The sequence below is a fragment of the Sulfitobacter sp. EhC04 genome (assembly GCF_001650875.1).
Classification (GTDB): Bacteria; Pseudomonadota; Alphaproteobacteria; order Rhodobacterales; family Rhodobacteraceae; genus Sulfitobacter.
Genome location: NZ_LXYI01000028.1, coordinates 66,630 through 86,152, shown reverse-complemented (window position 1 = coordinate 86,152; position 19,523 = coordinate 66,630). Strand labels below are relative to the sequence as shown.

21 protein-coding genes and 1 pseudogene are annotated in these 19,523 nt (G+C 59.9%); 13 read left to right on the top strand and 9 right to left on the bottom strand.

Translation table 11 applies throughout. The features are described 5' to 3' along the window. Positions 1-277 precede the first annotated feature (277 nt). On the top strand, positions 278-943 hold the full coding sequence (locus tag A8B82_RS13285; RefSeq protein ID WP_067293124.1) for a L,D-transpeptidase: 666 nt from the start codon (positions 278-280) through the stop codon (positions 941-943). 370 nt (positions 944-1,313) lie between these two features. Here the strand turns inward: A8B82_RS13285 and A8B82_RS13280 are convergent, their stop codons facing one another. The 7 genes and pseudogenes from A8B82_RS13280 to A8B82_RS13250 form a co-directional block, all read right to left on the bottom strand. Beyond that, complete coding sequence (locus A8B82_RS13280; RefSeq protein ID WP_067293148.1) at positions 1,314-1,904, bottom strand: L,D-transpeptidase; 591 nt, start codon at positions 1,902-1,904, stop codon at positions 1,314-1,316. Between the two features lie 108 nt (positions 1,905-2,012). Then, complete coding sequence (locus tag A8B82_RS13275; RefSeq protein ID WP_040652314.1) at positions 2,013-2,570, bottom strand: methyltransferase family protein; 558 nt, start codon at positions 2,568-2,570, stop codon at positions 2,013-2,015. Further along, positions 2,563-3,471, bottom strand: a pseudogene (locus A8B82_RS13270) (cation diffusion facilitator family transporter). Before A8B82_RS13270 ends, A8B82_RS13275 begins: the two are co-directional and overlap by 8 nt. Beyond that, positions 3,461-4,231 (bottom strand): transglutaminase-like domain-containing protein, encoded by a 771-nt coding sequence (locus A8B82_RS13265; protein WP_067293121.1) that lies wholly within the window; start codon positions 4,229-4,231, stop codon positions 3,461-3,463. The pseudogene A8B82_RS13270 and the gene A8B82_RS13265 overlap by 11 nt, the downstream one beginning before the upstream one ends. Before the next feature lie 86 nt (positions 4,232-4,317). Continuing rightward, a complete protein-coding gene (locus tag A8B82_RS13260; RefSeq protein ID WP_024099354.1) occupies positions 4,318-4,935 on the bottom strand; it encodes a cation transporter in 618 nt (205 codons plus the stop codon). A 113-nt stretch (positions 4,936-5,048) separates the two neighbouring features. Next, positions 5,049-5,405: a YnfA family protein gene (locus A8B82_RS13255; RefSeq protein WP_201120810.1), complete on the bottom strand. Its 357-nt coding sequence runs from the start codon at positions 5,403-5,405 to the stop codon at positions 5,049-5,051. Beyond that, positions 5,372-5,800, bottom strand: coding sequence for a MerR family transcriptional regulator (locus A8B82_RS13250; protein WP_024099356.1), 429 nt, complete (start codon positions 5,798-5,800; stop codon positions 5,372-5,374). Before A8B82_RS13250 ends, A8B82_RS13255 begins: the two co-directional genes overlap by 34 nt. Positions 5,801-5,978: 178 nt before the next feature. Between A8B82_RS13250 and A8B82_RS13245 the strand changes: the two genes are divergently transcribed. The 11 genes from A8B82_RS13245 to A8B82_RS24335 all read left to right on the top strand — a co-directional run bounded on the left by A8B82_RS13245 (position 5,979) and on the right by A8B82_RS24335 (position 13,615). Next, positions 5,979-6,587 (top strand): SCO family protein, encoded by a 609-nt coding sequence (locus tag A8B82_RS13245; protein ID WP_067293115.1) that lies wholly within the window; start codon positions 5,979-5,981, stop codon positions 6,585-6,587. After that, positions 6,584-7,027, top strand: a complete 444-nt coding sequence (locus A8B82_RS13240) for a disulfide bond formation protein B (RefSeq protein ID WP_007120864.1) — start codon at positions 6,584-6,586, stop codon at positions 7,025-7,027. Before A8B82_RS13245 ends, A8B82_RS13240 begins: the two co-directional genes overlap by 4 nt. After that, positions 7,024-7,686 (top strand): DsbA family protein, encoded by a 663-nt coding sequence (locus A8B82_RS13235; RefSeq protein ID WP_067293112.1) that lies wholly within the window; start codon positions 7,024-7,026, stop codon positions 7,684-7,686. Before A8B82_RS13240 ends, A8B82_RS13235 begins: the two co-directional genes overlap by 4 nt. Before the next feature lie 70 nt (positions 7,687-7,756). Then, entirely contained in the window at positions 7,757-8,188 is a 432-nt protein-coding gene (locus tag A8B82_RS13230; protein WP_067293146.1) for a copper chaperone PCu(A)C, read from the top strand. Between the two features lie 8 nt (positions 8,189-8,196). Further along, the gene (locus A8B82_RS13225) at positions 8,197-8,820 is read left to right on the top strand and encodes an SCO family protein (RefSeq protein ID WP_111550079.1); all 624 of its coding nucleotides are present in this window, start codon (positions 8,197-8,199) and stop codon (positions 8,818-8,820) included. A 29-nt stretch (positions 8,821-8,849) separates the two neighbouring features. Further along, on the top strand, positions 8,850-10,166 hold the full coding sequence (locus tag A8B82_RS13220; RefSeq protein ID WP_067293109.1) for a M23 family metallopeptidase: 1,317 nt from the start codon (positions 8,850-8,852) through the stop codon (positions 10,164-10,166). A gap of 20 nt (positions 10,167-10,186) precedes the next feature. Further along, the gene (locus A8B82_RS13215; protein ID WP_067293107.1) at positions 10,187-10,639 is read left to right on the top strand and encodes a DUF411 domain-containing protein; all 453 of its coding nucleotides are present in this window, start codon (positions 10,187-10,189) and stop codon (positions 10,637-10,639) included. 10 nt (positions 10,640-10,649) lie between these two features. Next, positions 10,650-11,432, top strand: coding sequence for a ZIP family metal transporter (locus A8B82_RS13210; protein WP_090270173.1), 783 nt, complete (start codon positions 10,650-10,652; stop codon positions 11,430-11,432). Between the two features lie 3 nt (positions 11,433-11,435). Beyond that, entirely contained in the window at positions 11,436-11,912 is a 477-nt protein-coding gene (gene lspA / locus A8B82_RS13205; protein WP_067293102.1) for a signal peptidase II, read from the top strand. 6 nt (positions 11,913-11,918) lie between these two features. Continuing rightward, on the top strand, positions 11,919-13,454 hold the full coding sequence (lnt, locus tag A8B82_RS13200) for an apolipoprotein N-acyltransferase (RefSeq protein WP_067293099.1): 1,536 nt from the start codon (positions 11,919-11,921) through the stop codon (positions 13,452-13,454). Continuing rightward, positions 13,451-13,615: a hypothetical protein gene (locus A8B82_RS24335; RefSeq protein WP_162841711.1), complete on the top strand. Its 165-nt coding sequence runs from the start codon at positions 13,451-13,453 to the stop codon at positions 13,613-13,615. Before lnt ends, A8B82_RS24335 begins: the two co-directional genes overlap by 4 nt. A 25-nt stretch (positions 13,616-13,640) precedes the next feature. Here A8B82_RS24335 and A8B82_RS13195 read toward each other — a convergent pair whose 3' ends face one another. Next, entirely contained in the window at positions 13,641-14,141 is a 501-nt protein-coding gene (locus A8B82_RS13195; protein WP_067293139.1) for a L,D-transpeptidase family protein, read from the bottom strand. A 61-nt stretch (positions 14,142-14,202) separates the two neighbouring features. Beyond that, complete coding sequence (locus tag A8B82_RS13190; RefSeq protein ID WP_201120809.1) at positions 14,203-16,554, bottom strand: heavy metal translocating P-type ATPase; 2,352 nt, start codon at positions 16,552-16,554, stop codon at positions 14,203-14,205. A 216-nt stretch (positions 16,555-16,770) separates the two neighbouring features. Between A8B82_RS13190 and A8B82_RS13185 the strand changes: the two genes are divergently transcribed. After that, positions 16,771-19,098: a heavy metal translocating P-type ATPase gene (locus A8B82_RS13185; protein WP_067293096.1), complete on the top strand. Its 2,328-nt coding sequence runs from the start codon at positions 16,771-16,773 to the stop codon at positions 19,096-19,098. Positions 19,099-19,523: the final 425 nt, after the last annotated feature.

Genomic DNA, 19,523 nt, shown 5'->3' with positions numbered 1-19,523 from the left:
AACGGCGCAATGGGGTGAGGTAGAGTTTCCAACCCGCAACTGAACTTGCCCAAAAACGCGCTGAAAATCTCGTAATGAAGTTTATGTAAAATACGACTGTAATTTATATTAAGTGCTCGAATAATCGCCATCGACCACGCGACAAGATGTAGAAGCCGAGCAATCAATCTGTGTCAGAAGAAACTCCTTGAAGCTCTAGTTGGTAGAGGTTCTATGGTACATCAAACGCCGTTTCTCGTGTCACGGCATTCGCCAGACAAAGCTGGAAGAGTATAGTATGCTGACTAGACGACATTTCGTGATGACCACCGCCGCCCTCTTTTCTGCTCCGGTTGCCAGCCCGGTGCTGGCAAATACCTGGCCGACCGAATCGCAGAAGGTTGCCTGGGACGCACAGGTGACGCCGCCCGGCTTTGACCCGGCAACCTCGAACCCCTGGGGCTTACATCCGCGGTTTCTCCCGACCCGGGTGGCCGCGAAAGACCGGCTGACACCGGGCGACATTCATGTCGATGCGGTTGCGCGCTACCTTTATCAGATCGAGGAGGGCGGGACTGCCATGCGCTATGGCGTCGCCATTGCTCGTGGTGATCTGTACGAACCAGGTACATACACGATCAAGCGTAAAGTCAGATGGCCGCATTGGCAGCCGACGCAGAACATGATCGACCGCGACCCAGAACTCTACGCTGATATCGCCGACGGTATGGAGCCCGGACCTAAGAATGCGCTTGGGTCGCGAGCTCTCTATCTCTTTCTCGGCGACCGGGACACTTATCTCCGCATTCACGGTACGCCACAGCCGAGAAGCATTGGCGGTCGTGCAAGTTCCGGCTGCGTCAGAATGGTCATGGCGCACATAAACGAGCTTTATCCCAACGTCGATATTGGTTCGACGGCTTTCCTCTACTCGGCCGAGGACAGTGTCACTGCGGGAAGCTGAGGCCGTGTACCAAAGCACCATCGGTCAGGGAAAGTGACGGGAGTTTATCCTAGCCGGGGAGCACTTCGGATTACTGAACCCCGCTAGGCCGCCGGCGCGGTACAAATCGGATTTCCGCGAGGGGTTCGGAGCGGCACCAGGGTAACTTCCACGGGACCGTTGTGCAGATACCAGTAGCAGCCGTCTTCCGGCAAAAGGCGCGCGGACTGAAGATCCTGACCCGTTGCGGCCATAGCGACGACTGCATCCGGCAGTGGTCTGTTTTGTGCAGTGTCGGGCCCGCCAGGAATAGAAGCGGAACACGCTCCCAACAAAAACGCTGCTGGGAGAAGTAAGCCAAGATGAATTCGCATATTTAAAATTTCCGCCCTTAGAACAACTTAACCTGAGTACCAACCTCGGCTAATCCAAACAACTCTTCGATATGTTCGTTGTAGAGGCCGATGCAGCCGTTCGACGATTGTCGACCGATCTTGCGCGTGTCACCTGTGCCGTGAACGCGGTAGTACTGCCATGACAGATAAAGGGCGTGTGTTCCAAGGGGATTGTCGGGGCCAGGGCCAACGAAATCCGGCCATTCGGGATTGCGCTCCTTCATCGACGGCGTAGGTCGCCAGCTCGGGCCATCCACCTTGCGAACGATTTCGGTGTAACCGCGCCGCGTCAACTCCTCCGTAAGAGGGACGCTGGAGGGGTAAAGCTTGTAGACGTTTTCGTCTTCCGACCAGAACTGCACCGCGCGGGAGTCAATGTCGCAGAGAATCGCGCCATTCCGCAGGTTGTCAAAATGATCTTGCCAGGACGCAACCCTAAACCCGGAAATATTGCTTCGCACCGCCGGTGTCGCCAGACCCTCGTTTGTCTGTGCCACTCCCCTGCCGGTTCCGAGAACCAAGCCGCTTGCGGCGGCCCCCAGGAGCGCAGCCCTGCGCGTGACTGACATGTCGTTCGCTCGTTTCATCATGAAAACCTCAAATTTTATCTGTTTGGACTATTCTCGGACCTCCACCCACTAGAGCTTCAACAGGCTGCCACTCACAAAGCCGTGAGATCAGCTGTCCTTATGCTGTCAGAGAAACCTGCGGGTTGTGCGGAGGTAGCCTCGGTAAGCTTCCCCGTAGCGATCAATCAACCAGCGCTCTTCAGCGAAGGGCGCGAGTGCCAATGCAGTAACGCCGGTGATAATCACTGGCCACGCGAGGATCGAGGCGGAGAGCAGTCCGATCCCGATGAGGATCGCCATGTCAGCCACATACTGAGGATTGCGGGAGAACCGGTAAAGGCCACGGGTCCGCAGAACGCCTTCATCACCACTCGTCGCCGCCATCCCAAGTTGCATCACACCGGACCAGACAACGGCATTGCCCAGAACGATCAGACAAAGCCCTAGACCCCAACGTATGATCCATGGGAAGTCGAGCTCACCCCATTCTAGCAGGGCCAAAACGATGGCAGATCCGAAGCCGACGCACGTAAGTCCCCAGACGACAATCTTGTGGGCTCCTGTAGAGTGAATCGGCGGCCAGACTCGTCGCTCCGGTTGGAACATGGACCAGAGTATACCCGCGACCAGCAACAGATTGGCCGCACAACCCAGCACGAGAACCACGGTTTTGAGGTCACCCATGACCATACCTGTGTGCGTCCCGATGTTTGGTCGCTGAGCGTTCAAACTCCAGCGTTGAGTGGTCGATCCCGAATTCCTCGTCGAGGCGGGTCTTGATTGCCGTCTTGATGTTTTCGAGGTCATCCCAGCGGTCCTCGGCGATTACGACGTGGGTATCGAGCGCCGCACGATGCTCCTGCATCTGCCAGAAATGTGCGTGATGAACTTCCTCGACTCCGTCCACGTCCTCCACGGCCGCGATAACCTTGTCCGTGTCGATATCGGGCGGGCTTCCCAACATCAGGGTGCGGATCGGGCCACCGATCTCGCTGAAGGCGAGCCAGAGGATATAGGCGGCAATCCCGATGGTGATCGCCGGATCAACTCAGCGGACATCGTAGAGAAGGATGAGAACGCCACCGACGATCACGGCCACAGACGCCAGCGCATCGCTGAGGTTGTGGAGGAACAGCGCCCGGATGTTCACGCTGCCTTTCTGCATCGAATAGGTCAGCCACGCGGTGAGGGTATCGATGAACAGCGCCACACTGCCCAGGATGACCACGGTCCAACCCGCGACTTCGGGCGGATCAACAAACCGCATCGCGCCCTCATAGACCAGATAAAGGCCGATGATGATCAGCGAGGTATAATTGATAAGCGCGGCGACGATCTCGACCCTGCCATATCCGAAGGTCATTTTCGCATCGGCCGGGCGGCGCGCGATCTTGCGCGCGCCGAATGCGATGACGAGCGACGCCATGTCGGAGAAGTTGTGGATGGCATCCGCGATCAGCGCGAGGCTGCCGAATAGTATCCCGCCGACAATCTGCGCGACCGTCAGGAGGCCGTTTGCCCAGATGGCAATGGCAACCCGCCGGTCGCCTTCTTTAGGCTCCATATGGGCATGATCATGCGGCACGAGAAGCCTCCTCATGGCCGTGGTTTGGCCGGCTGAGCCCTGGAACGCTTGGCAAACGACCAGCGCGGATCGCCCTGACGCGGGCATTCATCCAATGGCGAATGAGGTGCCGATAGATCCAGTCGCGCAGGGGGCCAAACGCCTGACGATGGTGCTCATAAAACATGTCAGGATTATCGAATGTTCCAAAATCGCGGGCGATGCCGGTCTTCTGGATATATGTACTCTCCCCCGTCCATCCGACTGGCGGTGCGCTCAAGCAGTCGGTCCCGGCACCGTAGCCGCATAGGGACCGTGTCTCGGGAAACGACCGCTGCAGGGCCAACAGGAAGGGTGTGTCGAGGATGAAGCCCTCAAGATCGACCCATCCTGCCTCGGTCTCGACCTCGATCCATGAGTGGAGGATTTCTGCGGGTGCGATCGGATAGATCAGTTCAGGCACGACGCCCCGTTGCAACGCTTTGTGGATTGTGAAGCCGTGCAAGCGGCATCTTACGCCGACAGCGCGTAGAAGCGCCATCAGCAGCGTTCCCTTCGTGTTGCATTGTCCATACCTGTCGTCGAGTACTTCAGAGGCAGGAATGTCGTCGGCGCGGTTATAGCCAAAGTCGATCTCGTTTCGCACGAAGTCGTAGATTGCACCAATTCGATCATGCAACGGCAAGGTTCCCCACCCCCGGTCGGCGATCAGAGCGGCAAGTGAAGGATGCCTGAAATCCAAGAGTGGCGTCGACGAAAGCAGCGGGTCAACAGGGGTCATGAGCGTTTCCTAGAATCAACTATACAGAGATGATAGTTTCTACAGTCACTGTAGCTTCAACCTTTATCTTGTCGCGACGCGAGAGACTATTCTGGTTGGTGATTGTGAACTGCCTTGTGATGCTCGTCATGCGCGTCCCGCAGGATGCCTATGCCGCCCCACGCCGCGATGCCAGCCACCGCGACCCCGACAACGAGGTCGGGCCAGTTGCTGCCCAACCACCAAACGAGACCGCCCGCGATCAGGATGCCGCCGTTCGATGCGAAATCGTTGAGGCTGAAGGTGTTGGCGGCCCGGATGTTCACGTCCGGTTCCTTCAGTCGCCCGAGCAGCCAGATGCAGGCGAGGTTGACGACCGCAGCGATCAGCGACATTGCGATCATCAGAGTTCCGAGCGGTTCGGAACCGCCGACATAGCGCCGCCAAGCGTCAATCAGAATGCCAACCGCAAAGATCAGAAGCAATCCGCCGGATACGTTCGCGGCACCCCGCTTCCACTTCGACGACCGGGACAAGGCCAGTAGGCTGATGCCATAGACGAGGCTGTCGGATGTGTTGTCGAGACCATTGGCGATCAGGGCGCTGGAATCGCCGATAGCTCCCGTGGCGAAGAACCCCGCAGCGATTGCGAGATTGAGACCGAGAACAATCCAGAGCGTCTGGCGCTCTTTTTCATTCTTCCCGCTGAATTCGCTTTCGACCATCGAACTGGCAAACCTTCCGATTTCTAAGAAAGGGGGCAGAAACGCCCTCTTCGGATGCCGCTATCAAAAAGATATATAGAACCTCTAGCGACTGTAGATCCAAGAGAATTTATCTACGTCTCTCTCGGCACCGAAAGAATAATCGCGGCACCGATCAAACAGATAGACGTCCCTATGAAGTCCCATCTGTCAGGTCGCTGGCCCTCGACGAACCACATCCAGAGCATGGAGGCCCCGATGTAGATGCCGCCGTAGGCTGCGAAAGCGCAGCCCGCTGCGCTGGTTTCGACCTGCGCCAGCAACCAGCCGAAAAGCGCGAGCGCGAATATGCCGGGTGCGAGCCAGAGCGGTGATGCCCCAAGACGCCACCACGCCCAGATAGCGAAACACCCGCTGATCTCTGCGACAGCAGCTAGCGGATAGGCAATTGCGACGTTCAAGCCCCAATCTCGTCGTGCTCGGTCAGACATTCCGCATGGTCTCGAAGGACCTCCAGAACCTTGCACTCCGCAACGCTGTCACCGTCGCATTCGGCGACCATGCGTTTCAATTCCTTCTTAAGCGCTTGCAGACGCTTGATCCGCTGTTCGACTTGGTGGAGTTGCCGACGCGCGATCGAATCCGCCTCCGCGCAGGATTGGGACGGGTTGTCCGAGAGGTCCAGCAGCTCCCGGATGGAGTCGAGCGAAAATCCGAGCTGGCGTGAGTGCCGGATGAAAGCCAGCCGGTCGAGGTCCTTTTCAAAGTAACGGCGCTGGCCGCCTGCGGTCCTTCCGGCCTCGTTCATCAAACCGATTTCTTCGTAGTAGCGGATCGTCTGAACCTTGGTTCCGGTTCTCCGCGAGAGTGTTCCAATTGCCAGCATGTGCGATCCTTCAATCTACAAAGACTGTAGCTTACTGAAGAGACAACTCCATTGAAAAGACAAAGGTTTCACTTTGGCGTGACTTCGGACAACAAAAAGTAACTTTTCGCTTGAACCTCTATCTGCTGTAGCTTGTATCCCGCGCACAGACAAACTGAACAGGTGGGTAGCGCAAGCAATGAAGAAGGTCCGGATAGTTCTCTGGTCGGCAGTGGTTGTCGCTGCGGCGGTGTCAGCCACGCTTTGGATGACTGAACGCAATCAGGGACCGGTCGCCGCGCGTGTTGATCCTGAGGCCGAGAGTTTCACTGCGGATTTTGAGCTGACGGACCATACCGGTATGGTGCAGACCGACGAGGATTTCCGAGGGCGCTGGATGCTCGTCTTTTTCGGATTTGCGAACTGCCCCGACGTGTGTCCCATGGGGCTCGCAACCATCGCGCAGGTCATGGACGAGCTCGGCACCCAAAATTCCGCCGTCCAGCCCCTGTTCATCACGGTTGACCCGGAAAGGGATACGCCAAGTGCTCTGGCCAACTACGTTCCCCAGTTTGGTCAGGGGATCCTTGGGTTGAGCGGACCGCCGGACCAAATCGAACGCACTGCCGAGACCTTCAAGATCTACTACCAGAAGATCGAGGAAGCCTCGGCGCCCGACGGCTATACGATGGGGCATACGTCGTCCTTCCTTCTCTTCGATCCGGAAAGCGAATTTGTCCGCATCTACGAATACGACGAGGAACCCGGACTGATCGTTACTGATCTTCGCGAAAGGATCGGCGCGTGACAGCTAGCCCAGACGCAACGCCAAGCGCCGCGAGCCCGGTGGCTTTCCTCTTCGCGGCATGGTTCGTCGCCTTGTCCGCGTCGCTTGCCGTGCTCTTCATCGGAGAGGTTCTGGGGCAGACCCCCTGCAATCTGTGCTGGTTCCAGCGTGCCTTCATGTTTCCGCTCGCGATCATCCTCGGGGTGGCGGCGTGGCGCGCCGACCTCTCGATCTGGCGCTATGCCGCGCCGCTCGCGGTTCTGGGTGGTGCCGTCGCCCTTTACCATTCCCTGCTTTACGCAGGGATCGTGCCGGCGCCGATCGTCCCCTGCACGGCGTCCGGGCCATCCTGCACCGATGACGCGATGCTGATCCTTGGCCTGCCAATCCCTCTGCTCTCCCTGCTGACGTTCGGGGCAATCCTTGTCCTTCTCATTCAACTTCGACGGATATCAATATGAACCGAAAGACACTTCTGCTCGCGACACTCACTCTGGTACTGGCCGTTTTCGTGGCTGGTGTCTGGTTCGTATCGCGCCCCGATCCGACCCCGGTGGCGACAGCCGCTCCGCTGGAACAACAGGATCGTCTTGTTCGGTCCTATTCTCCCATACTCGGGCGTGAGGATGCGCCAGTGACCATCGTGGAGTTCTTCGACCCGGCCTGCGAGGCCTGCCGCGCCTTCCATCCCATCGTGAAGCAGATACTGACGCAATACCCCGACGATGTGCGCGTCGTCATGCGCTACACTCCGTTCCACGGCGAGGGGTCCGAGCTGGCAATCAAGGTGCTGGAAGCGGCCCGGTTGCAGGACGTTTTTGTTCCCGTGCTGGAAGCGCTGCTTGAAAATCAGCCCGCCTGGGCCTCTCACGGCGCTCCGGCAGCGGAGCGCATCATGGAGATCGCCGGAGCGGCGGGCTTGGACACAGAAGCCGCCGCAAATCAGATCATGTCACCCAGCATCGTCGGCGTCCTCAATCAGGACCGGGCCGACGTCGAAGCTGTCGGAATTCAGGGCACACCGACGTTCTTCGTCAACGGTAAGCCTTTGCCAGAGTTCAGTGCGGAGCAGCTCTTGTCGCTCGTCCAAGCCGAAGTCGAGGCTGCGGCAACAAACTAGAACGAACAGGAGACCCAACGTGTTCAAAACCTTCGCAAAGGCAATCCAGAGCCTGTCTGTCGCCCTTCTGATGGGCTTGCCAATGGCATCCTCAGCGCAGCAGTTGTCAGAGAACGCATCGATTGTGGTCGAGAGCCCCTGGGCGCGCGCGAGCCTTGGAATGTCGCGGCCCGGCGGGGCCTATCTGACCGTTCGGAACGAGGGCAGCGATCCGATCTCCCTTATCGGTCTTCGCGCGGAGATCTCCGGCATGGCTTCGATCCACGAAACCAGAACCAATTCTGACGGCGTCAGCAGCATGGCTCCGGCGGACGATATCGTGATCCCGCCCGGGGGTATGTTCGCCCTTGAACCCGGCGGATATCACGCCATGCTCATGCAACTGCAATCTCCGCTCGTCGAGGGGGAGACCTTTCCGCTGACCCTGCTCTTTTCCGATGGAACAGAGCTTGAAATCACCGTCCCGGTCCTTGGCATCGGCGCACGCGGCCCCGAAGGCTGATCCGGCTGATGATGAGGGTGGCCAAAATCGCAGCGATCGGGGCGGCGGCGGTCTTTGCCGCCCTGTTTGTCGGCTGGTGGCAGGTGGATGGGCCTGGCGCTGACGCCGCGCCGGGCAAGCGGTCTCTACCGCTGACTGCTATGGAATTCAGCCTGACGGATCAGGATGGTCGGGATGTCGGCCCGGAAACCCTCATCGGCGAGCCGAGTCTGGTCTTCTTCGGATTCACCTATTGCCCCGACGTTTGCCCGACGACCCTCTCGGACATTTCCGGATGGCTCGACGAGATTGGGCCGGACGCCGAAGACCTGAATACCGTTTTCATCACCGTAGATCCGGACCGCGACACGGTCGAGACCATGGCCGAGTATGTCTCGTATTTCCATCCGCAGATTCAGGGATGGACGGGCCCGCCCAACCAGATCGCCGCCATCGCCGACTGTTTCCGTGTCACCTATGAGAAGGTTGAGGGGGAAAACGGCGAATATACGATGAACCACACGGCGGGTGTTTTCTTGTTCGATGCAACAGGTCGCTTCGTCACCACCATCGACTATCACGAACCACGCGAATTCGCCGTGCCGAAGATAAGGCGCGCGATGCAGAACAGAACCGAGAGGGCAGAATCTTGAAACTGAGACATATCGTTCTGGGAACGACAATGGCCGCGGCAGCGGTCAGCACGATAGCGAGCCGGGCTTTGATCCTGGAGGCGCCGCCCGAGTACATCTTTTCCGAGGCTCCGGAAGCCTTGGACAGTCCACCCGAACCTCTCGATGGACCAGGCGTCAACGCATCTGGCGAGACGATGCCGAATATGCTTCCGGCCGCTTTTCAGCCGCCTGAGTTTCCCGCACTGGAACGGGCCGAGCCAGATAATCTGATGGCGCTTGTTCAGGCCCTCGCCACGCCGCCTTGGGAGGCGACGGTCGAGGCGGGTGACACATTGGACGTGCTTCTCTCTCTCGCGGACATGGATGCGCAAACACGGACCGAAGTCGCACTGGCACTGACGGTTGAATACGACCTGCGCCGCCTTCGACCGGGCCATCGTCCGAGCGTCGACTTTCGCCCGGACGGCACGCCATCCGTTGTGACGTTGGCTGTCGTTGACGGTGTGCGGATCGAAGTCACCCTGGACGACACCATTGCGAGTCGGACGGTAACGCCGAGCGCGTTGACAGTCGAGCGTGCGAGCCAGCTGCTGGTAAACGGGTCGATCTACGCTTCGCTGGATCGAGCAGGCGTCCCGGCCCGTTTTGCCGTCGATCTCGCACAAATCCTCGGGGAAACGGTCGACTTTCGCAGGGATCTTCAAGGCGGAGAGACCCTGAATATTCTTTGGGGTCAGACCGTCCTTCGCGATGGTTCAGAGGTCGGTCAACCGTCAATCTCCTATGCGGCCCTCGATCTGGCCGACGACCGCTTCGAAATCCTCTGGTCAGCCGAAGACAGCGGGCGGGCAACGGTCTATTTGAATGATGAAATCCTGCGGACGGTCGCGCCGCCGGTGGAAGGCGCACGACTGTCGTCGGTCTTCGGGCAGCGCAAGCATCCGATCTACGGCAATCTGCGGATGCACACAGGTGTCGATTATGCCGCCGCTGCGGGGACACCGATTGCAGCGACCGCACCCGGACGGGTCTCCTTCATCGGATGGCGGAGCGGGTATGGCCGGGTGGTCGAGATCGCGCACGGGTCAGACACAATGACCCGCTATGCGCACCTCAGCGCTGTGCCGGAGGGTCTGGCCGTCGGAAACCGCGTGGTCGCGGGCGAAACGATTGGCCAGGTCGGTGAGACAGGCACGGCGACAGCTCCGAACCTTCACTACGAAGTGCGCGTGGACGGCCGACCTATCGATCCGCTCGGGGAGGAATTGCTCGCCTCTGTGGAAAATTTCGACACTGCGGACGCCACTGAAATCCTTGAAGCGACGCGCACACGGTTCGTGACCGTTCTTCGCGAAGACACATGACTAATTTGACAGGAATTACGATGAAAAACAGGTTTCAAACCTTGGCGGCTGCGACCCTCATGATTGTTGCCGCGACGGCCGTGACCGCCCAGACCGCTATCCACGTCGGAAAGACGCGCGGCTGCGGTTGTTGCCTTGCCTGGATGGAAAAGCTGTCCGAGGCCGATTTTGCCCCTGAAGGTGAGAATATGGGCGGGGCGTTGATCCGTCTGAAGATGGATCGCGGTATTCCCGTCGATATGTTCTCCTGTCACACGGCGACCGTCGAAGGCTACACCATCGAGGGTCACGTTCCGCCAGCCGATATTACTCGACTGCTTGAAGAACGTCCCGATGCCATAGGCCTGGCCGTGCCCGGCATGCCCATCGGCTCGCCCGGCATGGATTTCGGCGACGCTGCCGAAGCCTACGATGTCTTTCTGGTGAAATCCGACGGCTCCACTGAGATCTTTTCGTCCTATCCGGCGAGTTAAAGTGGAGCAAATCACAACACTCTCACCAGTCGCACTGGGCTTTCTAGGCAGCCTGGCCGCCGGTCTCATGACCGCCGTCGGGGCGACGCCCGTGCTTCTCGGCAAGACCCCTTCACGCAAATGGCGCGATATTTCGCTCGGCTTTGCCGCCGGGGTCATGCTTGCCGCGTCTTTCTTTTCTCTCATTATACCGGCACTCGACGCAGCGGAGGGCCGATACGGGGATGGCGCGATACCGGCGCTGATCGTCTGTGCTGCGATCCTGATGGGCATGGGCGCGGTCGCCATGATGAACGAAATGATCCCGCATGAGCATTTCAGCAGCGGGCGCGAAGGCCCGGAGGCGGTCTCGCTGCGCCGTGTCTGGCTCTTCATCATCGCCATCACGATCCACAATGCGCCGGAGGGTTTGGCCGTCGGCGTTGCGTTCGGAGCTGATGGTTTTACAGGCGGATTTCCCGTCGCTCTCGGGATCGGATTGCAGAATGCGCCTGAAGGGCTGGCTGTTGCAGTCGCCCTACTGGGCGAGCGATACTCGGCGGGCCGCGCCTTTGGCATTGCGGCACTGACCGGTCTGGTCGAACCCGTCACAGGTTTTCTCGGTGCCGCGGTGATCGTCGTGGCGCAGCCTCTCCTGCCCTGGGGTCTGGCTTTTGCGGCGGGTGCGATGCTTTACGTCATCAGTCACGAGATCATCCCGGAAACCCATCGCAGCGGCCACCAGAAGCAGGCGACGACCGGGCTCGCGATCGGGCTCGTCGTCATGCTGTTCCTCGATGTCTGGTTGGGGTGATCCATGGCAACTCGTTCCATCGGCATTTGTACAGCTGTCGCGGCGCTCGCCGCCGATCAGGCATCGAAGGCGTTCGTGCTTGCGAACGCAGAAGCGCTCGCCACCGGCGTCGCTGTATTCCCCGGCTTTAACCTGATCTTCCACCGCAACTACGGCGTGACCTTTGGGTTCTTTCAAAATGTGCCGTGGTGGGTCCTTGCATTGGTCGCCACCGCCGTCGTTCTGTTCCTCGTCGTTTCACTGATCCGGGCAACGCAGGCAGCCGAGGCGGTTGCCTACGGCATGGTGATCGGCGGCGCTCTTGGGAATATCGTGGACCGTCTTCGCTTTGGAGGGGTGACCGATTTTCTGGATTTCTATCTCGGAACGGCGCATTGGCCAGCGTTCAACCTTGCGGATGTCTTCGTGGTCTGCGGCGTCGGGATTTTGCTGATCTTCTCGGGGCGCGAAAAGGTCGCTGCGTCCGAAACCTCAAGATAGATCTCGGTGATTTCAATCGGCATCACTGTTCTCCGCATTTCCGGAATGTCAGGTATCATCCTCACATTCTGTGCATTCGGCCTCGGCGCTTTGGCGGTTCTCGCTCTGCCACCATTCTCGATGCCGGTGCTTTTGCCCGTCGCGTTTGGCGCGCTGTATCTCCTCACGGTCGGAGAGAGCCGCATGCGGGCCGGACTTGCCGGATGGGCGTTCGGCGTTGGCTACTTCCTGTTCGGATTGTCCTGGATCGCGGAGAGCTTTTTCGTCGACCCGGAGCGGCTCGCCTGGATGGCCGTTCCTGCGGTGGCTGGACTGGCCGCCGGCCTTGCGCTGTTCCCAGCGGCGGCAATGGCAGCGTTCGCATGGAGCAGGACGAAAGATGTCTCCGGCGCATTGATCTTCGCGGTCTGCTGGTCGGTTTCGGAATGGCTGCGCGGCACCATGCTGACAGGCTTCCCCTGGAACCTTATTGCCTACACGTGGGCCGACTACGATATTCCACGCCAAATGGCCGCATGGGTTGGCAGCTACGGACTTGGCCTCCTCACAGTTCTGCTGTCGGTCCTGCCCGTAACGCTCCTCATGCGGAATCGTCGGCAAAATGCGTTCGCCGCATTTGTTTTCATGTCGGTGGTGGGGGGTGCCGGAACCCTCGGTACGGTTCGCCTTATGGCCACCACACCGCCAACAGACACAACCGTCAGGACCGTTCAGGGAAACATTCTTCAGACGGAGAAATGGGACCCCGCGTTCCGCGACCGGAACATATCCCGCTATCTGGACCTGTCCGCGCAGTCTGGCAGCTTCGATGTCCTTCTCTGGCCTGAAAGTGCATTTCCCGGTTATCTTGATGAGAATCCTGAAATGTTGGATCAAATTGCCGAACGTCTGCCTGAGGGCCGTGTTCTTCTGACCGGTGCGCAGACGCGCGAGTCGGCCGGCACTGGCACACGCTATAGAAATTCGATCCTCGCGGTCGATCAGACCGGACGGATCGTCACGAGATACGCCAAGCATCATCTCGTGCCGTTCGGGGAATACGTTCCCCTGCGGGGTTTTCTTCCGCTCCAGCGACTGACAATTGGGCTTGGGGACTTCACTCCCGGTCCCGGCCCTCAGACCGTTGAGCTACCCGGTTTATCTCCGGTCGGCCTTTCGATCTGCTACGAGGCGATTTTTCCGGGACGTGTCGTAGACGCCGCTTCGCGTCCGGACTGGATATTCAACGCCACCAATGACGCTTGGTTCGGTGCGTCTCTCGGTCCCCGGCAACATCTGGCCTCTGCCAGGATGCGCGCGGTCGAAGAGGGGCTGCCGATGGTTCGCGCGGCCAACACGGGCATTTCAGCAGTTATCGATGGGTACGGCCGCATCGTCGCCCGCCTTGGGCTGGATGAGACCGGCTTCTTGGACGCCCGCTTGCCAGCTGCGCTCCCGGCCACGTCATTCGCGAAATACGGGCAGATGATGTTCCTGCTCGTTTTGGCAGCGTGCATCGCGGGTGCCATTGGGTTGACTATTGGAAAGGAAAAGGCACCGTGATCGTGATCTTCGGAGCATTGGCCTTCGCCGCATGGGGCGGATATCTCGCCAAGAAGCGTGGCGGCAACAGGCTGGACATCGCCCAGTACGCGGCAAGTTCCGCGATCGCATTCGGACTCCTGGCGTTGTTCGCCTCGATCGTTCTTGCACGGGTTCTATGAACCGCCGTCCAAGGCCGGATAGGCGCTAGGCGAATATGTCGATTGGCGTCCCGTCCCGCACCATCGCGTAGATATCCTCAATTTCGCGGTCCGACACCGCGATGCAACCCGCCGTCCAGTCTGGCTTGATCGCGTCGATCCCGGGTCGTGGCCCGCCATGGATGAAAATGTCGCCGCCTGGCTCACGTCCCTGTGCAGCGGCGAAGGCGATATCGGCCTCGTTCGGATAAGAGATTCCGATGGAGAGATGGAACAGACTGTCGGGATTGCGTCGGTCGACGGTATAAGCCCCTTCGGGCGTTTTCCCGTCACCCTCGAACCGCTTGGGCCCCTCGGGCGCGAAACCGAGGTCTATCCTGTAGGCTTTCAGGACCGAGGTATTGTCGAACAGGAACAGGTTCCGGTCACCTTTGAACATCTGCAACCGGGTGACCTCGGGCCCCTCGTAGGTTCGGAATTTGCTGGCGCACCCTGCAAGGCCAAGTGCAAGTCCGCCCAAGAGTGCCGTTCGTCGTGTCGTTTTCATCATGTCGTCCGCTCGATCTTTTTACCTGTCCACTCATATCGGTATCGGTATGCCTGATCAATCAATGGCCGTGGGCTAGGGCTCCCTGCGCCATCTTCTCTCCCACTTGCTCTCCCCCGGACCCGTCCGGCCGGTCCTTCTTGGCCCGGAGCAGCCTGAGCGCGTTGGCGACTACCAGTAGCGAAACGCCGACATCCGCAGCGATGGCACCCCACATTGTTGCCATGCCGAACGCTGTCAGCCCGACGAACAGCGCCTTCGTCGCAAGCGCAATTGCGATGTTCTGATGGATGACGTTCATGGTGCGGCGCGAATGCCCGATCAGCCATGGCACCTTGGCGATGTCGTCCGTCATCAGCGCGATATCGGCGGTCTCAATGGCGGCATCCGATCCGACCGCACCCATGGCGATGGCGAAATGCGCCCGCGCCATGGCAGGTGCATCGTTCACACCGTCGCCAATCATTGCCACGACATCATAGTTGGCAACGAGTTCCTCGATTGCCGTCACTTTGTCTTCGGGCAGCAGTTCCGCGCGCACCTCGTCAATGCCGACTTCCGCCGCCACGGCGCGCGCCGTGCGTTCATTGTCGCCGGTCAGCATGATGATCTTTTTTACGCCCTGGGCATGCAGGCGTGCCACGACCACCTTCGCATCCGGGCGGATGCGGTCGCGCAGTTCGATCAGGCCCAGCAGGCGGTCCGCGGAGCCTACGGCAACGAGTGTGCTGCCAGCCCCTTCGATCCGTTCCAGCAGGTCGCGGGGGATCGCTTCGCCAAGCCCCTTCTCGGTCGCAAATCGATCCGAGCCGAGCCAGACGGGCTGACCCTCCCAGGTTCCCTCGACACCGCGGCCCGGCACCGTTTTGGTGTCGGTAGCCGCCGACTGCTTCAACCCGTCGCGTTCGCCGCGCGCCAGGATGGCCCGCGCCAGAGGATGCGAAGAGCGGGCTTCCAACGCGACAGCGGCGCTCAGAAGGTCGCGTTCGACCGTGCCGCCTAAAGGATGCAGGCCCGCGACCTCCGGTTCTCCCATGGTGATCGTCCCGGTCTTGTCCATTGCCAGAGCTGTCAGGCGTGACGGAGCCTCCACATAGGCACCGCCCTTGATCAGCACGCCATTGCGTGCCGAGGCCGCGAGCGAAGCGACGATGGAGACCGGCGTAGAAATCACGAGCGCACAGGGGCAAGCGATTACCAGAAGAACCAGCGCATTGTAGAACCAGTAATTCCATGCCCCCGCGAACAGCAGCGGCGGAACGACGGCGATTAGAATCGCCAGCGCCATCACGATGGGCGTGTAGATGCGGGCGAATTTCGTGACCCATTGCTCCACCTCGGCCCGGCGCGAATGCGCATCGCCTACCATGCGGATGATTTTCGATAGCACGGTATCGCCTGCGGCCTTGGTGGCCCTGACCGTCAGCGTGCCATCACCGTTGATCGTCCCTGCATAGACTTCGTCGCCAGTTTCCTTGGCGACCAGTGCGCTTTCCCCTGTAATCGGAGCCTGATCGACATCGCCGCGACCCTCGGTCACCTCTCCGTCGAGCGGGATGCGGTCTCCGCCGCGCACTACGAAGCGGTCACCGATCGCAACCTGAGCCGCAGGAACATCGGTCTCCGATCCGTCGGCGCGAATGACGCGCGCCGTGGGTGGTGCCAGGTCCAACAGGGCCGAGACCGCGTTGCGCGCACGCCCCACGCTCCAGGATTCGAGAGCGAGGGACAGAGCAAAGAAGAATGCGACCGTCGCCGCCTCGAAAAAGTCGCCCAGCCCGATCGCACCGGCTACGGCAACGATCATCAGGAGGTTCATGTCAGGCGACAATCTACGCGCGGCGGACCATGCTTTGGGGGCGACCAGCCAGGCTCCGAACACCACCGCCAGCATGAACAGCCCCATCTCGACCAGAGGCATAGACGTCTCGCCATGACCGGAGAAGAGCCGCAGCGCGCCGCCCGCCCCCGTCTCGACGATGTGGTAAAGGAACCCCGCGGCCCAGAAGCCGCCGCTGAGTCCGGTGAAGAGGCGTTGACGTGCGAAATGCGCCGCCTGATCCGCTTCGGCGCTTTCGGCATCCCACATCTTCGCGCTCATACCGGTCGAGCCGACGATCTTGATGATCTTATCGTCGCTGAGCGGTTTGGCGCTTTTGAGGATGGTCATGCGCCCGTTGATCACATCGAAGGCCAGATGCTCGCTGCCGCCGACTTCCGGCCCGACGACCTTGTTCAGGATCGCGACCTCTTCCGCACAATCCAGCCCGTTAACGCGAAAACTGCGTCCGGAGGATGGTGGAGGTGCTGCCACCTGCGCGGTGTCTTCGGCCGTCTGGCCACAGCAAGCCTTTGTGTCTTTGCGATCATCCTGATGACCGTGCGGATGCGTGTCTGGACCGTCGTGGGACATGGGAAACCTCTGAGAATAAGCGTTGAGCCAAAGATAGGAGCTTCAGTTGCTAGAGGTTCAAGAAGTTTCTTGGGATGTTCTGTGATTAAGGCCATCACAATCAGCACTGTACCTCCTCTGAACTGTTCGGGCGCGACAGCGAGGCGATTGGACTTGACCTTCCATCTACGGGAAGCACTATTTGCGGTCCCAGTGTAGTTTTTGAAAGGCTGGGAAATGGATCAGATAGTAGGCAAGGATGCGTCAGAGCGGTCGTCGGATCATGCCGTGGATCCGGTGTGCGGCATGTCCGTCACAATTTCTCCGGACGCACGCCGTGCAGATTATGACGGTGAAATTTTCTATTTCTGCTCCGACAAGTGCCATACCAAGTTCAAGGCTGATCCAGTTTACTACGCCTCTGGCAAGGCATCGGATCGTCGCATGACGTCACAAGCAGGCGCGCAGTATACATGCCCGATGCACCCTGATATCGTACGTGATGAACCCGGATCTTGCCCGATCTGTGGCATGGCGCTGGAACCGATGTTACCGTCGGATGAACCCAGTCAGGAACTGACCGACTTCACCCGCCGCATGTGGATCAGTGCCGCCGCGGCCGTTCCCCTGGTCATCCTAACCATGGGGGAGTTGGTCGGTCTGCCCGTCCGAGACTGGATCGGGCATCAACTGGCGACCTATGTCGAGTTCGCGTTGGCGACACCAATCGTCCTATGGGCGGCGAAACCCTTCTTCGAGCGGGGATGGGCGTCGATCATGAACCGCTCGCCCAACATGTGGACACTGATCGCCATCGGTGTCGGTGCGGCCTACATCTATTCGCTGGTGGCTACGTTCCTTCCGGGCGTGTTTCCGGAGGTCTACCGGATGGGCGCGGGCGTCGGCACCTACTTTGAGGCCGCCGTTGTCATCATCACCCTGATTTTTGTCGGGCAGGTTCTGGAGCTGAGGGCGCGGGAACGGACCGGCGATGCCATTCGGGCACTACTCGACCTGGCCCCGAAAACCGCGCGACGTATCCTGCCCGACGGCACAGAGTATGACGCGCCGCTGGAAAACATCGTTGAGGGGGATCGTCTGCGGGTCCGCCCAGGCGACGCGATCCCCGTCGACGCCACGGTCATGGACGGTACGTCGTCCATCGACGAGAGCATGATCACCGGCGAACCCCTGCCGGTCGAAAAAGGTCCCGGCGATACCGTCACCGGCGGCACGATCAACAAGAACGGATCCCTTGTCATCGAGGCCGCGCGCGTGGGTGCCGACACGATGCTGAGCCAGATCGTCGAGATGGTTTCGAACGCGCGTAGGTCCCGCGCGCCGATTCAGGGTCTTGCCGACAAGGTCTCATCCTACTTCGTGCCGACCGTTGTCCTGATCGCGCTGCTCGCATTCGTCGCGTGGCTGAGCTTCGGACCCGAACCTGCTCTGGTCTTTGCCATTGCCTCGGCGGTGTCGGTGCTGATCATCGCCTGCCCCTGTGCTCTGGGTCTGGCGACCCCGATTTCGATCACGACGGCCGCGGGGCGCGGTGCACAGGCGGGTGTGCTGATCAAGGACGCCGAAGCTCTGGAACGCATGGCCAAGGTCGATACGCTGATCGTGGACAAGACGGGTACCCTGACCGAGGGGAAGCCGAAGCTGACCGATGTGGCCGCTCTGGGCGACGAAAGCGAGGAAACCATTCTAACCCTAGCTGCCGCCCTGGAAAAAGGCTCGGAGCACCCGTTGGCGGAGGCCATCGTGGAGGGTGCGAAGGAGAAGGGTATTAAGGTCGGCAATGCCGAAAACTTCGAGGCGGTGACCGGAAAAGGCGTGCGCGGAACTGTCTTGGGGCGGGCTGTCGCACTTGGAAATACCGCAATTATGCGCGACATGTCTCTCGACACATCTGCGGCGGAGGAAGCGGCAGATGTTCTACGGGCCGAGGGTAAGACTGCCATGTTCGTAGCCATTGAAGGTAAGCTGTCCGGCATCGTCGCAGTGGCCGACCCGATCAAGGAGTCGACTGCCGAAGCCATCAAGGTGCTGCACGAGGCAGGTCTGCGGATCATCATGGCGACAGGTGACAACGAACGCACCGCCAGGGCCGTGGCGCAGCGGCTTGGAATCGACGAGGTTCGGGCCGGCGTTCTGCCGGAAGATAAGAAGGCGCTGGTGGACGAGCTGCACGCCGAAGGCAGAAAGGTCGCGATGGCGGGTGATGGTGTCAACGACGCACCAGCCCTGGCCGCAGCGGACGTCGGCCTTGCCATGGGTACGGGCGCGGACGTGGCGGTTGAAAGTGCGGGCATCACGCTGTTGCGCGGGGATCTGAACGGCATCGTCAAGGCGCGGACACTGGCGGTGGCGACGATCCGCAACATTCGCCAGAACCTGTTCTGGGCGTTTGCCTATAACACGCTCGGTGTTCCAATCGCGGCAGGGGTCCTCTACCCGGTCTTCGGCCTATTAATGTCACCAATGATCGCCGCAGCCGCGATGAGCCTTTCTTCAGTCTCGGTCATCGCAAACGCTCTCAGGCTGAGGCGATTGAAGCTTTAGCGGGTCCGCGATTTGAACGTGAAGTCGGTCAATTATCCATTTCAGCAAAACGTGTATTGCTGGTCTGTCAGAAATCCAACATAGCTGACCGATGATACTCAAAACGCGCCTTTTTCTGCTTACTCTTTTGATTGGCGTTGTTCTGGCGCAAATCGGCCATGCGTCCATTTCAAGCGTGGATTCAGGGTCTTCGATGGTCATGCAAAGCGATTGCTGTCCAGATGACTGCCCGGACATGCCGGAATGCGATGCTGCTTGCATTTCGACGATGCAATGTCGGGTAGCCCCGATTGTGCTGGGGCTGGAACGAGCAACTCTAGCGAGCTTGCGGGGCCCCGGAAGCGCAGAGTTCTCACGGGCCGAGGCGGCAGCCCACCGACAACATGCGGACATTGGGCTTCAAAGACCGCCCAAGGCATGACGGG

What these genes read in the sequence shown, in the direction of transcription:
- A8B82_RS13285 (WP_067293124.1), top strand. Translation starts at nt 278, where the DNA reads ATGCTGACTAGACGACATTTCGTGATGACCACCGCCGCCCTCTTTTCT.
- A8B82_RS13280 (WP_067293148.1), bottom strand. Translation starts at nt 1,904, where the DNA reads ATGAAACGAGCGAACGACATGTCAGTCACGCGCAGGGCTGCGCTCCTG.
- A8B82_RS13275 (WP_040652314.1), bottom strand. Translation starts at nt 2,570, where the DNA reads ATGGGTGACCTCAAAACCGTGGTTCTCGTGCTGGGTTGTGCGGCCAAT.
- A8B82_RS13265 (WP_067293121.1), bottom strand. Translation starts at nt 4,231, where the DNA reads ATGACCCCTGTTGACCCGCTGCTTTCGTCGACGCCACTCTTGGATTTC.
- A8B82_RS13260 (WP_024099354.1), bottom strand. Translation starts at nt 4,935, where the DNA reads ATGGTCGAAAGCGAATTCAGCGGGAAGAATGAAAAAGAGCGCCAGACG.
- A8B82_RS13255 (WP_201120810.1), bottom strand. Translation starts at nt 5,405, where the DNA reads ATGTCTGACCGAGCACGACGAGATTGGGGCTTGAACGTCGCAATTGCC.
- A8B82_RS13250 (WP_024099356.1), bottom strand. Translation starts at nt 5,800, where the DNA reads ATGCTGGCAATTGGAACACTCTCGCGGAGAACCGGAACCAAGGTTCAG.
- A8B82_RS13245 (WP_067293115.1), top strand. Translation starts at nt 5,979, where the DNA reads ATGAAGAAGGTCCGGATAGTTCTCTGGTCGGCAGTGGTTGTCGCTGCG.
- A8B82_RS13235 (WP_067293112.1), top strand. Translation starts at nt 7,024, where the DNA reads ATGAACCGAAAGACACTTCTGCTCGCGACACTCACTCTGGTACTGGCC.
- A8B82_RS13230 (WP_067293146.1), top strand. Translation starts at nt 7,757, where the DNA reads ATGGGCTTGCCAATGGCATCCTCAGCGCAGCAGTTGTCAGAGAACGCA.
- A8B82_RS13225 (WP_111550079.1), top strand. Translation starts at nt 8,197, where the DNA reads ATGATGAGGGTGGCCAAAATCGCAGCGATCGGGGCGGCGGCGGTCTTT.
- A8B82_RS13220 (WP_067293109.1), top strand. Translation starts at nt 8,850, where the DNA reads ATGGCCGCGGCAGCGGTCAGCACGATAGCGAGCCGGGCTTTGATCCTG.
- A8B82_RS13215 (WP_067293107.1), top strand. Translation starts at nt 10,187, where the DNA reads ATGAAAAACAGGTTTCAAACCTTGGCGGCTGCGACCCTCATGATTGTT.
- lspA (WP_067293102.1), top strand. Translation starts at nt 11,436, where the DNA reads ATGGCAACTCGTTCCATCGGCATTTGTACAGCTGTCGCGGCGCTCGCC.
- A8B82_RS13195 (WP_067293139.1), bottom strand. Translation starts at nt 14,141, where the DNA reads ATGAAAACGACACGACGAACGGCACTCTTGGGCGGACTTGCACTTGGC.
- A8B82_RS13190 (WP_201120809.1), bottom strand. Translation starts at nt 16,554, where the DNA reads ATGTCCCACGACGGTCCAGACACGCATCCGCACGGTCATCAGGATGAT.
- A8B82_RS13185 (WP_067293096.1), top strand. Translation starts at nt 16,771, where the DNA reads ATGGATCAGATAGTAGGCAAGGATGCGTCAGAGCGGTCGTCGGATCAT.